13 protein-coding genes and 3 pseudogenes are annotated in these 17,602 nt (G+C 44.6%); 2 read left to right on the top strand and 14 right to left on the bottom strand.

The window, feature by feature from the left end; genetic code table 11:
• Nucleotides 1-849: 849 nt before the first annotated feature.
• The 8 genes and pseudogenes from TZ48_RS02005 to TZ48_RS01970 all read right to left on the bottom strand — a co-directional run bounded on the left by TZ48_RS02005 (nt 850) and on the right by TZ48_RS01970 (nt 9,009).
• Entirely contained in the window at nt 850-1,005 is a 156-nt protein-coding gene (locus tag TZ48_RS02005; protein ID WP_112478062.1) for a YoaH family protein, read from the bottom strand.
• Between the two features lie 76 nt (nt 1,006-1,081).
• A pseudogene (locus tag TZ48_RS02000) lies at nt 1,082-2,225 on the bottom strand (conjugal transfer protein TraF).
• A 93-nt stretch (nt 2,226-2,318) separates the two neighbouring features.
• Nucleotides 2,319-3,196 (bottom strand): annotated as a pseudogene (locus TZ48_RS01995) (DUF2861 family protein).
• Nucleotides 3,196-3,855: a response regulator transcription factor VxrB gene (gene vxrB / locus TZ48_RS01990; RefSeq protein WP_112478061.1), complete on the bottom strand. Its 660-nt coding sequence runs from the start codon at nt 3,853-3,855 to the stop codon at nt 3,196-3,198. The pseudogene TZ48_RS01995 and the gene vxrB overlap by 1 nt, the downstream one beginning before the upstream one ends.
• The gene (vxrA, locus tag TZ48_RS01985; protein ID WP_239670660.1) at nt 3,830-5,224 is read right to left on the bottom strand and encodes a sensor histidine kinase VxrA; all 1,395 of its coding nucleotides are present in this window, start codon (nt 5,222-5,224) and stop codon (nt 3,830-3,832) included. Before vxrA ends, vxrB begins: the two co-directional genes overlap by 26 nt.
• A gap of 236 nt (nt 5,225-5,460) precedes the next feature.
• Entirely contained in the window at nt 5,461-6,864 is a 1,404-nt protein-coding gene (gene pntB / locus TZ48_RS01980; protein WP_112478059.1) for a Re/Si-specific NAD(P)(+) transhydrogenase subunit beta, read from the bottom strand.
• A 9-nt stretch (nt 6,865-6,873) separates the two neighbouring features.
• Nucleotides 6,874-8,412 carry a Re/Si-specific NAD(P)(+) transhydrogenase subunit alpha gene (locus TZ48_RS01975; RefSeq protein ID WP_112478058.1) on the bottom strand — a complete coding sequence of 513 codons (1,539 nt, stop codon included), beginning with the start codon at nt 8,410-8,412 and terminating at the stop codon, nt 6,874-6,876.
• A 321-nt stretch (nt 8,413-8,733) separates the two neighbouring features.
• The gene (locus TZ48_RS01970; protein WP_112478057.1) at nt 8,734-9,009 is read right to left on the bottom strand and encodes an HlyU family transcriptional regulator; all 276 of its coding nucleotides are present in this window, start codon (nt 9,007-9,009) and stop codon (nt 8,734-8,736) included.
• A 305-nt stretch (nt 9,010-9,314) separates the two neighbouring features.
• Between TZ48_RS01970 and TZ48_RS01965 the strand changes: the two are divergent.
• Nucleotides 9,315-10,551, top strand: a pseudogene (locus TZ48_RS01965) (GGDEF domain-containing protein).
• 27 nt (nt 10,552-10,578) lie between these two features.
• Here the strand turns inward: TZ48_RS01965 and TZ48_RS01960 are convergent.
• Both TZ48_RS01960 and TZ48_RS01955 read right to left on the bottom strand, forming a co-directional pair.
• Nucleotides 10,579-11,535 carry a Solitary outer membrane autotransporter beta-barrel domain gene (locus TZ48_RS01960; protein WP_112478056.1) on the bottom strand — a complete coding sequence of 319 codons (957 nt, stop codon included), beginning with the start codon at nt 11,533-11,535 and terminating at the stop codon, nt 10,579-10,581.
• A 205-nt stretch (nt 11,536-11,740) separates the two neighbouring features.
• A complete protein-coding gene (locus TZ48_RS01955) occupies nt 11,741-12,703 on the bottom strand; it encodes a GGDEF domain-containing protein (protein ID WP_112478055.1) in 963 nt (320 codons plus the stop codon).
• Nucleotides 12,704-12,938: 235 nt separating this feature from the next.
• On the opposite strand from TZ48_RS01955, the gene TZ48_RS01950 reads away from it, so the two are divergent.
• Complete coding sequence (locus TZ48_RS01950) at nt 12,939-13,376, top strand: DUF3069 domain-containing protein (RefSeq protein WP_042495892.1); 438 nt, start codon at nt 12,939-12,941, stop codon at nt 13,374-13,376.
• A 44-nt stretch (nt 13,377-13,420) separates the two neighbouring features.
• On the opposite strand, the gene modC is transcribed toward TZ48_RS01950, so the two are convergent.
• Genes modC through TZ48_RS01930 form a run of 4 tightly spaced genes read right to left on the bottom strand, consistent with a single transcriptional unit; the run spans nt 13,421 to nt 17,504 of the window.
• On the bottom strand, nt 13,421-14,533 hold the full coding sequence (gene modC, locus TZ48_RS01945; RefSeq protein WP_112478054.1) for a molybdenum ABC transporter ATP-binding protein ModC: 1,113 nt from the start codon (nt 14,531-14,533) through the stop codon (nt 13,421-13,423).
• The gene (modB, locus tag TZ48_RS01940) at nt 14,530-15,222 is read right to left on the bottom strand and encodes a molybdate ABC transporter permease subunit (protein WP_112478053.1); all 693 of its coding nucleotides are present in this window, start codon (nt 15,220-15,222) and stop codon (nt 14,530-14,532) included. The genes modC and modB overlap by 4 nt, the downstream gene beginning before the upstream one ends.
• Nucleotide 15,223: 1 nt before the next feature.
• Complete coding sequence (modA, locus tag TZ48_RS01935; RefSeq protein WP_112478052.1) at nt 15,224-16,000, bottom strand: molybdate ABC transporter substrate-binding protein; 777 nt, start codon at nt 15,998-16,000, stop codon at nt 15,224-15,226.
• A gap of 25 nt (nt 16,001-16,025) precedes the next feature.
• Nucleotides 16,026-17,504 (bottom strand): cobyric acid synthase, encoded by a 1,479-nt coding sequence (locus tag TZ48_RS01930; protein WP_239670657.1) that lies wholly within the window; start codon nt 17,502-17,504, stop codon nt 16,026-16,028.
• Nucleotides 17,505-17,602 lie beyond the last annotated feature (98 nt).

Here is a 17,602-nt window from a genome sequence, read left to right as displayed (position 1 = left end):
GCGAGTAGCTCGTTACTACTGATGTTGATCCAACACCAATACCTTTTGCCATAAAACGTGCGTTGTTTTCTGAGCCATTTTCTTTCTTTGGTGCAACACGATAAATCGTTTCACGAACGCTGTTGAAGCCATGAATGGACTGATAGCTTCGGCACAGTTAGTTACATTGTCACTTAGAGCTTTATGCAGATTGATGTGTTGCTATCACCTCACATCTAGACGGATTTGGTCAATATGATGCTCAAGTTCTATCTCACAATCACCTCTAACTGTTTTAAACAAGCAATTGGCACGCTGAGTTATAGTGCGTTAGTACTTCTTCTAATAAACTCAAGTGACATCGTAACTTTAGATGCCGTTCAGAAACGACTCGTTCGTGTCCTCCTAAACCAATTTAAAAGCCTTGATCGACTCAGAAATAAAAACCAAACAACGTGCAATCAAACGTAAAAGTTACAGCGTAATTAAAGGTGTTTACTTGGACTGGTTCTTTTAGCTGGCTAGAAAGCTAATAGGTTCTCATCCAGAGTGAAAATAGTAACCATTAAAAGGAAAAGGTTTGTAAACGCCTACTGTCCTTGAATCCTCCAAATCACAAGCAGCATAAAACACTGGCACTTAAATTCACTGAAAGCGATCTTGTAATTTAATTACAACGAAATATATATCTGGGCACTTCGTTAGAGTTTTATCCTGTTGTAACTCGTTGAATTTAATGGATTGCGTTATAAATACCCTATCTATTTAAAGGATGTGCGGGCGCCAGAGGCAAAGTATTCGACTTGTATATGGATGGATTTCAAGCACAAAAAAGCCCACCTTTAGGTGGGCTGATTATGCTGTTCGCGATTAATGGTCTTCTTTATTACTCATTTCTTCACGAATTTCTTCCGCTACTATCTTGATTGCTTGGGCGGTACTGATGCCCTGCTTCATGAGCTCTTGAATTTTTTCGACGGCCGCTTGTTGCTCTTCGTGGCTTAGTGTTGGTAAATCATCAAACATTTAGTCCTCCAATTACTACGGACATGAGTAATTGGAGGACTATAGACGAATTCAAGTTAAGCGCAAGGGATTTAGATTAGTAGGTTGCAAGAAAATTGACTGATGCTCCCATCGCTTGAGGAGATGTATAGCTTGCTGCAACAGAAAGTTCAAACAGATTAAGTGGACTTAGTCCAATACCAGCCGTTAGTGTTCCTTCAGAATCTCGAGCGAGGTTTTTGTGATACCCTCCCCTTAACTGTATTTGACGAACTAAGTCGACCTCAATACCGGCACGGAACATTTGTACATCGTCATCAAACTGAGTGAATTTTTTCTCTTTATTCAAATCATAGTCCACCGATAGCTGGAAATAGTCAGCAATGAAGCCAGCACCTACCGTATAGAGCGGCTGTAACTGGTATTGGTAGCCATAGGCGACATCACGCCCGCCTACTGTTACGAAGCCACTTTTGGTATCAATTGTTCTTGAAAGCATGTTTCTTGCAGAGATACCAGCACGGAACGGGCCATGAAACCACAAGGCACCAGCATCCAAGTTAAACGCGGTTTCACCTGTTGAGTCCTCTCGAATGTTGTCAAACTTAAAATCTTGAAGTGAGTTCACACTGGTATAGGTGTAGATTCTCTGCAATTTCGGCGAAATTCCAAATGAGAAGTGCTGGCCAAGCAAGGTTTGGTATTTCGCTAATGATATCCCTAGTTCTGTTACAGCAACAGAAGCAGTTTTGATTGCGGTCTTTTGCGCCTGTGTGACAGGGTCACCCTGATCGGGAGCGATATCAGGCGTTGCAACGTTTTCAACGTAAGCTTTACCAAATACGTTCGCCGCAACAAATCGATTTGGAAGGCCAAATGCAACAGCACCACCAAAATCGACTTTCGCTTGCGTACCATCTAACGCTTGCAATGCTGCTTGAGTGGCTGCCGCGTCATTGCGGTCAGCTGCACTGAATGCATCGTCGACTTTGTCTAAGAGGTTGTCTTGATCATCGTAATTAATGCCAAGGTTGGTACTAACATCCCAGCATCGTCATTGCGGCGGTAAATGGCCGTTAAAGCCGGGTTATAGAAAGGTGCGGTTAAATATGAAGCAGACACAACACCCGTGCCCCCATTGCATCTCCTCTTGCATCGATCGAAAGCGTCGACGCTGCGAGTTGGCTTGATGCCGTTGCAGTAGTTACGAGTAAAGCGAGGGTTTTTAGTTTGGTCTTCATATAAAAAATAACGCCGTTAATCCTTTGTGTAGGTATTAACGGCGTAAATTATAAATACTTTAGCGAGTTAGCTAGAAAATAAGTGAAAATGTGCTACTCGTCTGCAGATACATCAAAAGTCTTGTTTATGATCTGCGCGCGCTCAAATCGAATTGGCCCTTGCCAGCGACTTTGCTTCATAGACACAGCTAGCACATATCGGTCGGGTGCAATACCTTTGGTATCTAGTGTGGTTGGATAATCTGATTCATATTCCTGCCCCCAGACCTGAGTATATTTTCCATCGATGTAATCAAACAGTCCCACTTCAAGTTTTGGCAAGGGGCAATATGGGTTGAGAAGCGCGTTCTTTTCTACCTGCCACTTATCTTTTGATGCCCACCTGACCGTTTGCTTTAACGCTGATTCGTCAATATTAGCCATTGGCTCCAGCTTTCGCCGTTCACTAATGAAACATCTAAACGGTATAAACCGACTTCTAGTGGCGATGCGAGATTATAGCGAATACCGTATGTGGTGACATCAGTGACGCTGTCACTGCTTCCATTTATATAAAACTCACTGTCGTTTGATACTCGTTTATCAACCCAACGCTTAAGGCTGATTTCCGAAACGACTTTATTTGAGTCCAGTTCAATCGTTGATAAATATGTGTCTCGACCTGGACTTTGGATCGTTTGCTGCTTGACGACAACATTTTCTACCCAATCAGGTAACGCCTGCGATGAATAGCCTTTACCACAATCGACACTAAGTGATTGTAGAAACAGCTTATTGATATGCGATCTTATGCTTTTACTTGGCTGCTGTTGCCACTCTTCAACCAACGATTGGAACATCGATTCCAGATCATTATTGAGTAAATGCTTATGCGCTTGAGAAATGGTTGAGGTACCCTCAAACCAATCGGCACCAACAGATGTTGATGCCGACAGTAACGCTATGATTGCAAGTTTACGTGCGTTAACCATTAGCCCTTCATTTTGTAGCCAACACCGCGAAGTGTTTCAATTTCCAAACCCGGAAGCTTTTGACGAAGTTGAAGTACGTGTGTATCAACGGTACGAGTTGTTGGGAAGTGGTTATAACCCCATACGTGGTCAAGCAGTTCATCACGAGTAAACACACGACCTAAGTTGCTCGCTAAGAATAACAGTAGGTCAAACTCTGTACGTGTTAGCGTAATAAAATCACCTTTGTAGTTCACTTCACGCGTCGCTTTATCAATGACAAGGCTTTCGGTTACTACTTTTGATGCATCTTCAGCATCCGCTTCCGGTGCACGAAGCTGAGCACGAATACGTGCAAATAGCTCTGCTTCCGCAAATGGTTTTGTTAGGTAGTCGTTTGCACCCGCATCAAGACCGGTGACTTTATCTTTAACGGTCACCAATGCAGTGAGCAAAATAACTGGAACATCTTTGGTTTGCTTCCAACCCGCTAGGTGTTCTACAGAGTCACCATCAGGAAGTTGTCTGTCGAGAATTACCAAGTCTGCTTGTTCCCAATACTGTTCGACCTGAGAAATAAGCTCGGCGTGCAGGACGTTATAACCCGCTAGTTCCAAACTTACCAATAGGCCATCAGCTAGATTCTTGTCGTCTTCAACAAGTAGCAGTGTCTGTTTCACAAGGTATCTCCAATATAAAAGTTGTTGGTGGGCCAACTAGGGACATTTTACCGCCCATTCGACCAACCATGGATTCTACTATTGTAAGCCCCAGCCCTAAACCGGCCTTACTTACAAATGGCTTACGAAGCTCTCGCCAGTCCCTAGCCGTTAATTGTCCGTTGTCTATCACTTCAATTTTGAGTGAGTTCGATGACGTCACGACATTGACGCTCACAGGTGCAACACCATATTTGATTGCGTTGCGAATCAAGTTGTCGATACAGGTTCCAAGCCAATAGATGTTAATTTTAGCGGCTACATCTTGATTGATAGTCAATTTTACGTCAGCTTCAAACTCTTCTTCTGCTTTATAGCTTAGCCAATCTTGTACAGAAGGCAGCCATTCAGTCGCTAACGGCTTATTGTCTGACTGCAAATAGTCTTTACTGGCTTCCGCCAATTGTCGCAGTCGACGAGTGTCTTCACACAGGCGTCGAAATTCATCATATACAGTTTCTGGTAAGTGCTCAAATTCTCGACGAAAACCTTCCACCGTCAAAGACAAGCTTGCGATCGGAGTTCGTAGCTCGTGAGTCAATATTTGCAGAACCAACATACGACTTTTCATCTCTTGTCGTTTGGAGTTCCAGCGATAGATGGACCAACCGATGACCAACAAGATATTGGCAATGATCAGTACGATCATGCTGATTCTTAACACATCAGAATGATCTTCTACTTCCCAACACAAATTGCCTCGTTGTACGAAACACGTGTTCGTCTGTGAAGCTAATTTAAAGTTCAATCCCGCTTGCTTGGCATTCTCGCGCCAGATAGCAGAGTCGAACAAGTAGTAACTATCCCCTCGCCTTAGCCAAAGTTCGGAGTTCTCGACAAACATAGATGAGCCACGGATCAGTGAAATCACTGTCGCTTCATCCATAATTTGTAGGCGCCCTAACAAAGAGCCAGGAGGTGCTAGTTCACGCTCTTTAATGTGCATGTACTTTTGCAGCGCGTCTTTTTTATCCGGATACTTGATGATATATCGCGCGGCATAAGTCCCTCCGCCCGGGTGAATCAAACCACTTCGAGCAAACCACTTAGTTGAAAGCTGACGCCCGCCACACATTGCCCGAGTATAGACCAAAGGCTCAGTGATTAATGGGCTGAGTGGCAAAGTACCGCTGCAGTTTTCTGCTAAGCGATATAACTGCTGTATCTCCTTAAGCGGATACTTAGTCGTTTGCGGCAACATGGATACCGGCGTCAGTAGCTGCGTCGGGTAATCGGCTTGAATGACTCGCACATCGTAAGAGGCAGTCGCTTGTTCATAATCGAAAAACTCTACGAACTTATCGATTCGTTCAGGCAAAGACTCAGCCATTACCGTGTGGGAATAGCTAAGAGGCAGAGACAGCAATAAGGTGTAAAGTAAGTTCTTCAAAAGACGCGTCTTGTAGATCGTTTATTGGCATGGATTTTTACACATTATCGGCAAGAAGAAAGCTAGTTGCACGCAATTATTTTGTTAATTCACTGTTTGTTGATGTCAATATGTACAAAAAAAGCCAGCAATTGCTGGCTTTAAAGAGTTAAGAGCTTGTAATGACTGAGTGCGTCTTACAGCGCTTTTGAAATTGCATCGACACTGTCTTTCGCATCGCCAAATAGCATTGACGTATTTTCTTTAAAGAACAGTGGGTTTTGAACGCCTGCATAACCGGTGTTCATCGAGCGTTTAAACACGATAACGTTTTGCGCATTCCAAACTTCCAGTACTGGCATACCAGCAATTGGGCTGTTTGGATCTTCAAGTGCCGCAGGGTTAACCGTATCGTTCGCACCGATTACAAGAACCGTATCAGTGTCGCCGAAGTCATCATTTAGCTCGTCCATTTCAAGAACGATGTCATACGGTACTTTCGCTTCTGCTAGTAGTACGTTCATGTGACCTGGTAGACGACCCGCTACTGGGTGAATACCGAAGCGAACTTCAACGCCTTGTGCGCGTAGTTTTTCAGTGATTTCATGAACTGGGTATTGAGCTTGTGCTACCGCCATACCGTATCCAGGAGTGATAATTACCGATTTGCTGTTCTTCAGCATCTCAGCAACTTCTTCTGCAGACGTCTCGCGGTGTTCGCCCTGTTCTTCATCACTAGAAATGACAACTTCTTGACCAAATCCGCCAGCAATAACACTGATGAACGAGCGGTTCATTGCTTTACACATGATGTAAGAAAGGATCGCACCAGACGAACCGACCAAAGCACCTGTTACAATGAGAAGGTCATTCGACAACATGAAACCTGCCGCTGCTGCTGCCCAACCTGAGTACGAGTTCAGCATTGAAACCACAACTGGCATATCCGCACCACCGATAGAAGCGACCAAGTGGTAACCAAACACAAGAGCAATCGCTGTCATTACTAATAGCGCGAACATGCTGCCATCAGCCTTCACGAAGTAGATCATGAGTAGTGTTGAAACAACGACAGCTGCTAGGTTCCACTTATGTTTGTGAGGAATACTGAGTGGCGACGATGAAATGACACCGCGTAGTTTTCCGAACGCAACAATAGAACCCGTGAAGGTCACTGCACCGATGAACACACCTAAGAACACTTCCACTAGGTGAATAACGTGGTGAGCGTGAACTTCAGCTTCTGCCAATGTTTCAATATTTGGGATCGCCGGTGGATCGATATAGCTGTTGTAACCAACAAGTACCGCTGCCAAACCTACAAAGCTGTGGAGAATCGCAACCAATTCTGGCATTTCAGTCATTTCTACTTTTTTAGCGTAGAAAATACCAATCGCTGCGCCGATAACCATTGCGACAATGATCCAGGCAAAGCCTTGAGCATCTGGGCTGAAGATGGTCGCAATCAGTGCGATCGTCATACCCGCGATACCATAGTAGTTACCGTTACGAGCTGACTCTTGCTTAGACAGTCCCGCCAAACTCATGATAAAAAATAGTGCAGCTACAATGTAAGCTGCTTGTACTAATCCTGCAGACATTGTGACTCCTTATTTATCTTTACGGAACATTTCAAGCATGCGCTTGGTGACGGTGAAACCACCGAAGATGTTGATACTGGCAATCAATACAGCAATAAACGCCAAGAAAGAAACAACGCCATTACCTTGACCAATCTGCAGAAGTGCACCAACAACAATGATGCCTGAGATCGCATTTGTCACTGACATAAGCGGAGTATGAAGAGCGTGAGTTACGTTCCATACAACGTAGTAACCGACCACACAAGCCAGTACAAAAACAGTAAAGTGAGATAAGAATGCTGCTGGAGCAACAGAGGCAACCCAACCAAACACACCTACTGCTGCAACAAGGCCAGCCAGTTTTTTAACAGGAGACGTTGGTTCTTCTACTTTTTCAGCAGGTTTTGGTGCTTCCGCTTTTGGCGCCTCTGGTTGCGCTGAAACTTGAATCGGTGGCGCTGGCCATGTGACCTCACCTTCTTTAACGACAGTGACACCACGAAGAACGACGTCTTCAAAGTTGATGTCGATATTGCCATCTTTCTCTTTGCAAAGCAGTTTTAGAAGGTTAACAAGGTTTGTCGCATAAAGCTGAGAAGACTGAGTTGGAAGACGACCCACCATGTCTGTGTAGCCGATCACTTTTACGCCATTTTCAGTGGTAATCACTTGATCTGCCACTGTGTATTCACAGTTACCGCCGTTTGCTGCAGCAAGGTCAACAATAACGCTACCTGGCTTCATGGCGTCAACCATTTCTTTCGTAACAAGTTTTGGAGCTGGACGGCCAGGAATAAGTGCCGTAGTGATGATGATATCGACGTCTTTCGCTTGCTCCATATAAAGCTCAGCCGCTTTTTTATTGAAGTCATCAGACATCTCTTTGGCGTAACCATCGCCAGAGCCGGTATTTTCTTGGTAGTCAACTTCTAGGAAGTCAGCACCCATTGATTCAACTTGCTCTTTTACTTCTGGGCGAACGTCAAACGCACGAACAATCGCACCTAAGCTACCCGCTGCACCAATTGCTGCAAGACCCGCAACGCCGGCACCTGCCACAAATACTTTCGCAGGTGGTACTTTACCCGCCGCCGTAATTTGACCTGTGAAGAATCGGCCAAATTCATGTGCTGCTTCAACAACGGCACGATAACCTGCAATGTTCGCCATGGAACTCAGTGCATCAAGAGCTTGAGCACGAGAAATACGCGGAACCGCGTCCATCGCCATGACGTTAATGTTTTTGCTAGAAAGCTTTTCCATTAACTCTGGATTTTGAGCTGGCCAGACAAAGCTAATCAGGCTCGCGCCTTCTTTAAGTGATTCAATTTCTTCATCGTTTGGCGCATTTACTTTCAGAACTAAGTCTGACTGCCACACTTCTTGTGAAGAGATAATCGTTGCTCCAGCAGCTTCATAAGCCGCGTCATCGAAGCTTGCAAGCACACCCGCTTGCGATTCCACTGAGACATCAAACCCCAGCTTTAACAGCTGCTCGACCGATTTCGGCGTTGCAGCGACTCGCGTTTCTCCCGCGAGAGTTTCTTTTGGCACACCAATTTGCATAGCTATTCCTTAACTATTGGCAGAAGTATTGTTCTTTTTTAACCAACTGAGTTCGTAACATCAAGCTATTTGTAACTGAAATACATAATTTCATTACATATAACGGAAAGTAATGACTTTTAAACAAACTAATCTAGTAAAAAAACCACACGAAAACCCCAATTTGGAGGTCATACCAGTGCAATATTACCTATGCTTGGGAAATTTTCGTGTAAGTAGGTCATATTATGACAATATTTGCTGCAAACAGATGACCAACGTCAATTAAATCAATCAACTGAAACTGGTCTTTCCAGAACAAAAATGCATCAAAAAGGGATGTTAAAAAATCGTGTCACCCATTTGATCTATGAACATTTGCGCTTTCTTGAGCATCAGCTCGTTGGCGTCCCCCTCAGTTCCAAGTACATCAGAGCGAATGAATCGATGCTCTTTCACTTCGTCGTCAAATGTCTTGGTGATTCGACCAGCGATACGATATTGGCCATTTTCTGCAATGGCTTCTTGGTAAATGAGGAACCCTTTGTACTCAACAGGTTCGACTTGCTTTGGCTCTGGCGATTTCCCGCCACCAAACAATTTTGAAAACAGTCCCACAGGCTTTCCTTAACGGCAGTTATCTTAAAACCTCATGTTCGCCATTTTCCATTTTAGGGTCAACTTGAATCTCGCGAAGTTGTCGATCTAATGCCGAATTGAACGCACTATTCCCTTGTGGTTATTGAGGTTTCTAATGGCATGGAATTTCTAAACATTTAATTGCAAAGTGTATTTTTATAAACATTGCGGGAAAGGATCAGGTTTTGGCCTCCTAAATGACAAAATACTTGGCAAAACATTAAATTACCGTATGCTAAAGCACTGTATAATAATCTCTATTGAAGTACCTGAGTTCTTATTTAATGGCGACCTCTTTTACCAGTTCAAACCTATTTCGTCTCTTCATGCCCGTGCTGATGATGATTGTTGTTTTGGTTGGTGTAAATCACATCATTGACGCTACTCAAGCTAACTCAGGTTTTGTCACCAATCTTCCTTATATCCTATTTGGGACAGCGATCGCCCTCAGTCACACGTTTAAGCAGTCTCGAATGGCCATGGTGGCGTTATCGATGCTGCTTGCTTATCTCTCGTTCAAGTTCGACTTCAAAGCCCGCTTAGTTCAGGAACGACGTTGCTCGAATTGTCATTGCTAAGCCTTTTACTACCTGTTTCTTGCTGTCTTGTGTACCTGTTTTCTGATACTGGCGTGATCAGTCGCGGTATGGCGATCTTTAGTATCACGATCATGAGCTTCGTTGGCTGGACCGCGCTCATTCTTTCTCATTTTGCCGGCGGTGGCTTTTTAGGGTTTGAAAGTGATTTGTTGATGGCGTTTCCACAAATCTCCCGGCTACCATTGGTTTTAGTGCTTTTTACTGTAGCCATTGTCGGCGCCACTGGGATCTTTCTACTTAATTACAATCGCCCTATCGACGCAGCTGTCTTCGCCTCAATTTTTATGGCAGGCGGCACTTTCATCTTCTTCCATATCCCTTACATTTCAAGCACACTGTTTTCGCTATCTGGTGTACTCATCATCATGTACGTCATCTCCGCCAGTCATCAAATGGCTTTCAACGACCGATTGACGAACATACCAGGTCGACGCGCACTTGAAATGGACATGAAGCATTTGGGTAGAAAGTTCACCATCGCTATGCTCGATGTCGACCACTTTAAATCCTTTAATGATACCTATGGCCATGATACTGGTGACGACGTACTAAAACTTGTCGCATCACGCATGACAAGTGTTGGCGGCAATGCGAAAGTGTACCGTTATGGTGGTGAGGAGTTCACCATCTTGTTCAAGGGTAAAACGGCGAAAGATAGTAAGCCTTATTTAGATGAGCTGCGCGAGCAAATCCAAGACTATCAGATGGTTATTCGAGACGAATCCAAACGCCCTGCGAATAACAAACAAGGCGTGAAGAAGCGCGGAGCTAAAAATGATCAGTCGACAGTGAGTGTCACTGTCAGTATTGGCGCAGCGACAGCAAAACGACTCGTAAGCCTGAAGACGTACTTAAAAAAGCAGATAAAGCGCTTTACAGCGCCAAAGAGAAAGGCCGTAACCAAGTACAGTGTGCGCGATAGCGTCATTCTGCTTGATTGAGAAAGACATTATTCTTGATTAAAGAACAGTACAATACTTCCCCCTTTTAAGTCGCTACCGTAATTAACGCTGAGCCCAATCCCAACATTGTCGACCATAGGAATGTGAAACGGCGGTGTTAACAACCACCCCACCGTTCCTTCATAGTAATGACTTGATCCTAATATCCCTAATGTATCACCACCGATATCGACTCTTCGTAAGCTGGTATAAACCGTTTGAATCGAACGCCCCCAGTCGGTCACGTCATAAAAGAGCTTCGCCTCATTAGACCAGTACCATCCTTCCGGAGTACCAACATCACCATCATTTGCTTGCCCCCAACCATAACCAAAAAAGTAGTTAAAGTTAGATTTATATTTCACCTGGCCCCAATCTTTATCTTTGGTGTAATGAAATCCGACTTTTGGTTGAATTGATGTCGCCCAAGCCGTGGTATTCACGAGCTTTCCATCGATAAAAGGCTGAAATAGCTTAGAAAATGGCGATTTAAAGTCATAGTTGCTGTTGAGGTATTGAAGATGGATACCCATACCCGTTGCAAACGTCCAGTTTGGTGTAAAGTTAATTTCTTGCTCATAACCACTAAAGAGACCGAGAACATATTTTCTATGTGTATCGGGACCATCTATGATTTGATCCTCAATCTGAAGCGCAGAAAAGCGCACCACGGCTCGTCGTTTGAACATCTTATCGTCGGAGAGGTCAAAGGTAATAGGCAATGCTGACACACCAATATTCTTGCGACGGTCGAGTGCGTCTTGAGAACCAATATTTTCGTTGTCGATATTGAATACGCTATTGGGATCAAAGTCTTTAAACCCTAACGTCAAAGCTTCACTATCCGTAAGAATGATTGCGGCAGCAAAGTCCTCTTCAAAGATGTCGCTAAATTCTGGGTCAGCCTGGACCGAGAAATGACAAAGTACCGCGGCAGCCACGAAGCTCTTTGAGACTTTTAACAAAACAACCTCATAAACAGACAACTAAAAACACAATTTACTGGCTTATCCAGAGACTAGTTAAAAGCTAGTCTTATTTTAAGAATAACAAAAGCGCCACTCGCCAAAGTAACGCTTTGTCATAAGGGGTAGTCAAAATGCAACTTAGTCGAGCATTAAGTATCGTTGCTTACTCATTGTTTTAACTACAATGATAGGATAAAAGGTGTTATGACGTCGTACTAATAATATCGTTCTCTAACTGCAATACGTAGCGATTTCGACCACTTCGCTTCGCTTGATAGAGCAGCTTGTCGGCTCTTTCATACAGTTCATTAATCGATTCAGTGCCTGTTGGGATCGTGCTATACACACCGAGTGACAGCGTCACTCTGTCTGCTGTTTGAGAATACTCGTGGGGAATGTTCAGCGACACAATGCCATCTTTTACTCTTGCTGCGTTTTCTTCTGCTTCGGTTATATCACTTCGACTCAGCAGTATTACGAACTCTTCTCCACCATACCGCCCGACATACTCGCCAGAACGGATGAACATAACATCTAAAAATTGAGCAATATTAATTAAACATTGGTCGCCTTCGGTATGTCCGTAGTTGTCGTTAAACGCTTTGAAATGGTCAACATCCATTAAGATCACAGAAAGCGGCATTTGATGTCGGCCATGCCATTGGATTAATTCAGTCAACTTTTGATCCATATAGCGGCGATTAAACAGTTTGGTGAGACCATCTTCATTTGCTTGATGCTGAAGCGCTCGATTCGCTTCTTCCAACTGAGAACTGGCTTGTTTTAACTCGCGTCTCATGTGAGCAATACGCTGCATAGCAATCAATTTTGATTGCAGCACGATCTTATTGACGGGTTTTACAAGATAGTCGTCACCACCTGCATCGATCGCTTTAGCAATCATTTCCGGTTCATCGTGACTACTTAGGAAAATAATGGGGATCCAATCGGCTTCGTAGCGTTGACGTATCTCTGAAGCGACTTCAAATCCGTCCATTTCAGGCATTGAGATATCTAAGAGGACCAACTCAGGGTCAAACGTTGGATAAAGCGCGAGAGCCTCTCTCCCACTTGCTGCAACTTCGACCTCATGCCCCAACTGTTTGAGGCGTATTTGCAACTGCATTCTTTCCAACTGAGCGTCATCTACGAGAAGTATTTTCATCGAAGATTCTATGGACTTCATAAGCATCCTTGTCTTTGTATTACGCCGATGTATTGTTAATATAAACCACATATTAGGACATTATTCAAACAGTCCCACAAAAATCGCAATAATAACAGCTTGTTTAGGCCGAAAACCAAGTTTTGGCTGGGCATTGTCTGATGAGTTGGATTATTATTGTCTTTTAGAACGGTAATCGCAGGATTATCGATAAACGTTACACAGAGAAAGCTGCATGTCTGACACACAAAATACTGAAACCCCAATCGTAGACCTAGAAACGGTATCCGCTGAGCTTAAGCAGGTGATCCTATTTGACGAGGTGCCAGAAGAGCTTTACAACATGGTAGTATCGATTCACGAAGTGACTGAAGAAGCAGTTCGTGAAGCATGGGACTCACTACCAGCTAGCGCTCAAAACATCCTAGACAACTTTGAGCAGTTCCACGCGTTGATCTCGGTTAGCCAAGCGTTCGCGGGTGTAAGCGCGCTTGAAGAGTTTACAACAATGGAACTACCAGCAGATATGAGCGATGAAGATAAAGAATCTTACAAAGCTGAGCTTCTTGATAAAGTGCTACAAAACTGCATCAAAGACATGGTTAAGCAAATCAAGAAAGCGCGTCGTGACGCGATTCTAAAGCGTGACTTCAAAGAAGTATTCGTGAAGTAATCGCCATAGGGAACTGAAGAAGCCACATTTCCATGTGGCTTTTTTTATAGGTGAGGTTCAAGTGCTACGTCTTTTTGCGCGACACTCACGCCTTTAATTTGTGCGTACACCGATTGGCCGACGCTCAATTGCAAGTCATCCACTGCCCACTGGGTAACCGTTGCAACAAGTTCACAGTGACCTGACAACGACAACACCACTTCTACGCTTTGTCTTGGCGTTCCTTTCCCACCCTCAGCAATGGTTTTGATGGTACAAGGCAAAATGTTTCGAATGGAGGTATTTTTAGCGCGGCTCAATGCGATAGATACGTCGTTCGCTCTCACTCGCAATCGTACCGCCTCGCCGACGGCCGCTTCCGTGCGTTGCACCCACAAGTAGTGATCGTTTGTTAGCGCCACTTTGGTCAGACCGTAGGTGTCATTCTGAGCGATGACTTCACCTTTAAACAGCGCACTCTTATCTGAAAACGATTGCCACGATTGCATGATCTTTGTGCCCCACACTTGCTCAATCAGACCAGACTCAACAATACTGCCCTCATCAATAATAACTAGGTGCTGAGCAAGTCGTAATATCTCATTGAGACTATGTGTTACGTATAGAATTGGGATATCGACGCGACTCGAAAGTGCCTCCAGAAAAGGCATTAATTCGCGTTTTCTTGGGTTATCCAGTGATGCTAATGGTTCATCCATGAGCAACACCTTAGGCTTGCTCAATAGCGCGCGTCCGATAGCGACTCGCTGTTTCTCCCCGCCAGATAACGAACTCGGATAGCGATTCAAAAGCGGCTCAATCGCAAGCAGTTCGACGATTTCATCAAAATGCGCAGTATCATTTTTCGTGACCCCGTAACGCAAGTTTCGCTCTACAGATAAATGCGGAAACAAGCGTGCGTCTTGGAACACATAGCCGATTTCTCGCTTTTCTATCGCAAGATCAATACCTTGGCTAGAGTCAAAAATCGTTCGACCATTAAAGCGAATATGCCCGGAATCGGGTTGGACTAACCCACTAATAAGATTTATTAACGTGGTTTTACCCGCACCAGAGCGCCCAAAGATCGCACTGATACCACTCGAGGGCAATGAAGCTTTTAGATGAAATGCTTGTTCACCAAATTGTTTTCTAACATCGATATCTAACCTTGTCATTGTGTCACTCCTAATCGGCGAGCGACCCAGCGGTTAAGCGATTCCGAGAAATAGAGCGACGCTAGCGATATCACAATAGAGATAATACACAGCCTCATCGCAGCGTCTTCAGCGCCTGGCGTTTCTAAAAAACTGTACATGGCTAACGGGATAGTTTGTGTTTCACCGGGAATATTGGAGACAAAACTGATTGTTGCGCCAAACTCACCGAGACTTCGCGCGAACGACAGCATAGTACCGCTAATAATGCCCGGAATAACAAGCGGTAGTGTGATAGTAAAAAACACCTTTCTCGGTGATGCACCGAGCGTTCTAGCGGCCTGCTCTAGCTTGTGGTCGACACTGTCCATCGACAGGCGGATGGAACGAACCATCAAGGGCAGCGCAACAATAATGCAGGCCAATACGGCACCTCGCCAGCTAAAACTAAAACTGACCCCTGTTAGCTGATAGATAAACTGGCCGATGACCCCTTGTTTCCCCATAGAAACCAAAAGCAAATAGCCCACAACAACCGGAGGCAATACCAAAGGCAGATGAATCACGCTGTCTAGAATACTTTTTCCAACGAACTGCTTTTTGCTTAGTAGCCATGCGAAAAAGACACCGATTGGAATCAACCAGAGAATGGCAACACCAGCCACCTTCACACTGAGCTGTATCGCTTCTACTTCATAGTCAGTCAGCATATTAAAGAGTTGCTTCCTTATCTGTGATAAACCCATGTTGTCTCAATATGGTTTGCCCTTGTTCTGAAGCGACAAACTCAGCAAACTGCTTGGTCTGCTTGTCATGGTTGAGCGTCACTAAAGGATAGTCGATCGCGTCGTGACTCGAGTCTGGAAAGTCAGCCAGCTTGGTGACACCGTCACTAACCATTAAGTCTGAACTGTATACAATACCCAAAGGCGCCTCTTTCCTATCCACCAATGCTAGCACCTGTCTTACATTGTTCACTGGCGCCAATTGACTTTGCACTGTTGGCCATAGCCCTAACGATTCCAATGCTTGTTTCGCGTATATACCCGCTGGTACGGCGTTAACCTGTCCGATGGCTAGTCGCTCATCAGTAAGGTATTGCTGCCAATCACTTTGCTTTGAAATATCAAATGACGTTTCTTCACTGTTTGATTTACTCGTGATCAGAACCAACTTATTTTGGGCGATATGTTGAATGTCGCTAGCGCTTATCACCTTTTGGGACACGAGATAATCAACCCAGCGCACGTTAGCAGAAATGAATACGTCCGCTGGCGCCTCTCTTTGAATCTGTCTAGCCAATGAAGATGAGCCGGCGTAAACTGCCCGAACTTCAATGCCATATTCGCGTTCAAACGTTTGAGAGAGTTCATTGACTGCATTAGTCATAGAGCTTGCAGCAAATACCGTAAGCGGTTTAGCTATTGCAAATTGAACCACTGCAAACTGCGACAGTGTAACCAATAACCAAGTAATTACAGTGCGCATTAACGGCGTTTCCTCTTCAGAACTCTTAATCTTTTTGCCCTGATAATTTAAGGTCAGGCCAAAGTTTTACAAGGTCAAGATGCTGTTCGATCGCGTCTGCGATTCTATCGATGGCAAACTCTTTCTCGTCGTTGATCGCAAACGACTCAATATCCGCACCATTCACCCAATGGGCGAGCAACTGAGTCACTTCTGGTGAATCAAAAAAGCCGTGCACGTACGTTCCAAGCACTTGGTTGTCACCGCTGATAGCACCATCAAGCTGGTTATCATCGAAGCTCACAGGCTGCTTGTCACCAACGGTTGAACGACCTGCATGAATTTCGTAACCAGAAAACGGTGCAGAGCACCCCTCCAGAGTAAGAGTTCCACTAACGTTGGTAAGCTGCTTCTCAGTTTCCAATACTGTATCGAGCTGAAGTAGATTCAAGCCATCACTACTTCCTGCTGAGCCTTCTATCCCTTTCGGATCCGCAATGGTGTTACCAAGCATTTGATAACCTCCGCAGATCCCCATCACTTTGCCGCCAAAGCGCAAATGCTTGTAGATATCTTTATCCCAGCCCTGCTCTCGAAGATAAGCAAGATCATCGCGAACAGATTTCGTCCCAGGCAATATAATCAAATCAGCGTTATCTAAGCGTTCACCTTTGCCTACATATCTAAAATCGATATCTGGATGCAAACGAAGTGCATCAAAGTCGGTGTGATTGCTGATGCGTGTTAATACAGGAACGGCGACACTGAGCTTTGTGTTAGATTTAATATCATGCGAGGCATCTATCGCATCTTCCGCTTCGATATTCAGCCCATGCAAAAAAGGCAATACGCCGATGACAGGCTTACCGGTTTTTTCCTCTAGCCAATCTAAACCGGGTTCTAGCAATGATATGTCACCACGAAAACGATTAATAACAAAGCCCTTCACACGCTGTTGCTCAGTTTCTGACAATAAAGCCAAAGTGCCATAAAGATGGGCAAACACACCACCTCGGTCAATGTCTGCGACGATAATAACAGGAACATCTGCTTCTTCGGCGAAACCCATGTTGGCGATGTCATTGGCTCTAAGGTTAATCTCTGCTGGGCTACCTGCACCTTCAATAACCACGGAATCAAATTGGCTGCTGAGTTTTTCGAACGACTCCAGTACATATGGCATGGCAAAGCGTTTGTAATCATGGAAACCCACTGCGTCCATATTGGCGTAGGCTTTGCCTTGGATAATTATTTGTGCGCCCGTATCAGAGTTTGGCTTAATCAATACCGGATTCATATCAACGGTAGCCGTTACATTCGCTGCTTGAGCTTGAACCGCCTGAGCGCGCCCAATTTCCCCACCATCTTCAGTAACCGCACTGTTTAATGCCATATTTTGCGGTTTAAACGGGGCAACCTTTATCCCTTGGCGCGCTAAAACGCGGCATAACCCTGCCACTAATACACTCTTACCTGCATCGGATGTGGTGCCTTGAACCATAAGAGCTTGTGAAGTGCGGCGCATATCGTGAAAATTTCCTTAATCAATAATGGGATTAGTTTACCTTTTTTACGCATGACGACCAACGCTTCACATTGAAACTTAACGAATTATTCAACGCC

This window comes from Vibrio variabilis (genome assembly GCF_003263785.1).
Classification (GTDB): domain Bacteria; phylum Pseudomonadota; class Gammaproteobacteria; order Enterobacterales; family Vibrionaceae; genus Vibrio; species Vibrio variabilis.
Note: the sequence above shows the minus strand (reverse complement) of the source record. Positions and strands in the feature narration are given on the sequence as shown.

What these genes read in the sequence shown, in the direction of transcription:
- TZ48_RS02005 (WP_112478062.1), bottom strand. Translation starts at nt 1,005, where the DNA reads ATGTTTGATGATTTACCAACACTAAGCCACGAAGAGCAACAAGCGGCC.
- vxrA (WP_239670660.1), bottom strand. Translation starts at nt 5,224, where the DNA reads ATGGCTGAGTCTTTGCCTGAACGAATCGATAAGTTCGTAGAGTTTTTC.
- pntB (WP_112478059.1), bottom strand. Translation starts at nt 6,864, where the DNA reads ATGTCTGCAGGATTAGTACAAGCAGCTTACATTGTAGCTGCACTATTT.
- TZ48_RS01975 (WP_112478058.1), bottom strand. Translation starts at nt 8,412, where the DNA reads ATGCAAATTGGTGTGCCAAAAGAAACTCTCGCGGGAGAAACGCGAGTC.
- TZ48_RS01955 (WP_112478055.1), bottom strand. Translation starts at nt 12,703, where the DNA reads ATGAAAATACTTCTCGTAGATGACGCTCAGTTGGAAAGAATGCAGTTG.
- TZ48_RS01950 (WP_042495892.1), top strand. Translation starts at nt 12,939, where the DNA reads ATGTCTGACACACAAAATACTGAAACCCCAATCGTAGACCTAGAAACG.
- modC (WP_112478054.1), bottom strand. Translation starts at nt 14,533, where the DNA reads ATGACAAGGTTAGATATCGATGTTAGAAAACAATTTGGTGAACAAGCA.
- modB (WP_112478053.1), bottom strand. Translation starts at nt 15,222, where the DNA reads ATGCTGACTGACTATGAAGTAGAAGCGATACAGCTCAGTGTGAAGGTG.
- modA (WP_112478052.1), bottom strand. Translation starts at nt 16,000, where the DNA reads ATGCGCACTGTAATTACTTGGTTATTGGTTACACTGTCGCAGTTTGCA.
- TZ48_RS01930 (WP_239670657.1), bottom strand. Translation starts at nt 17,504, where the DNA reads ATGCGCCGCACTTCACAAGCTCTTATGGTTCAAGGCACCACATCCGAT.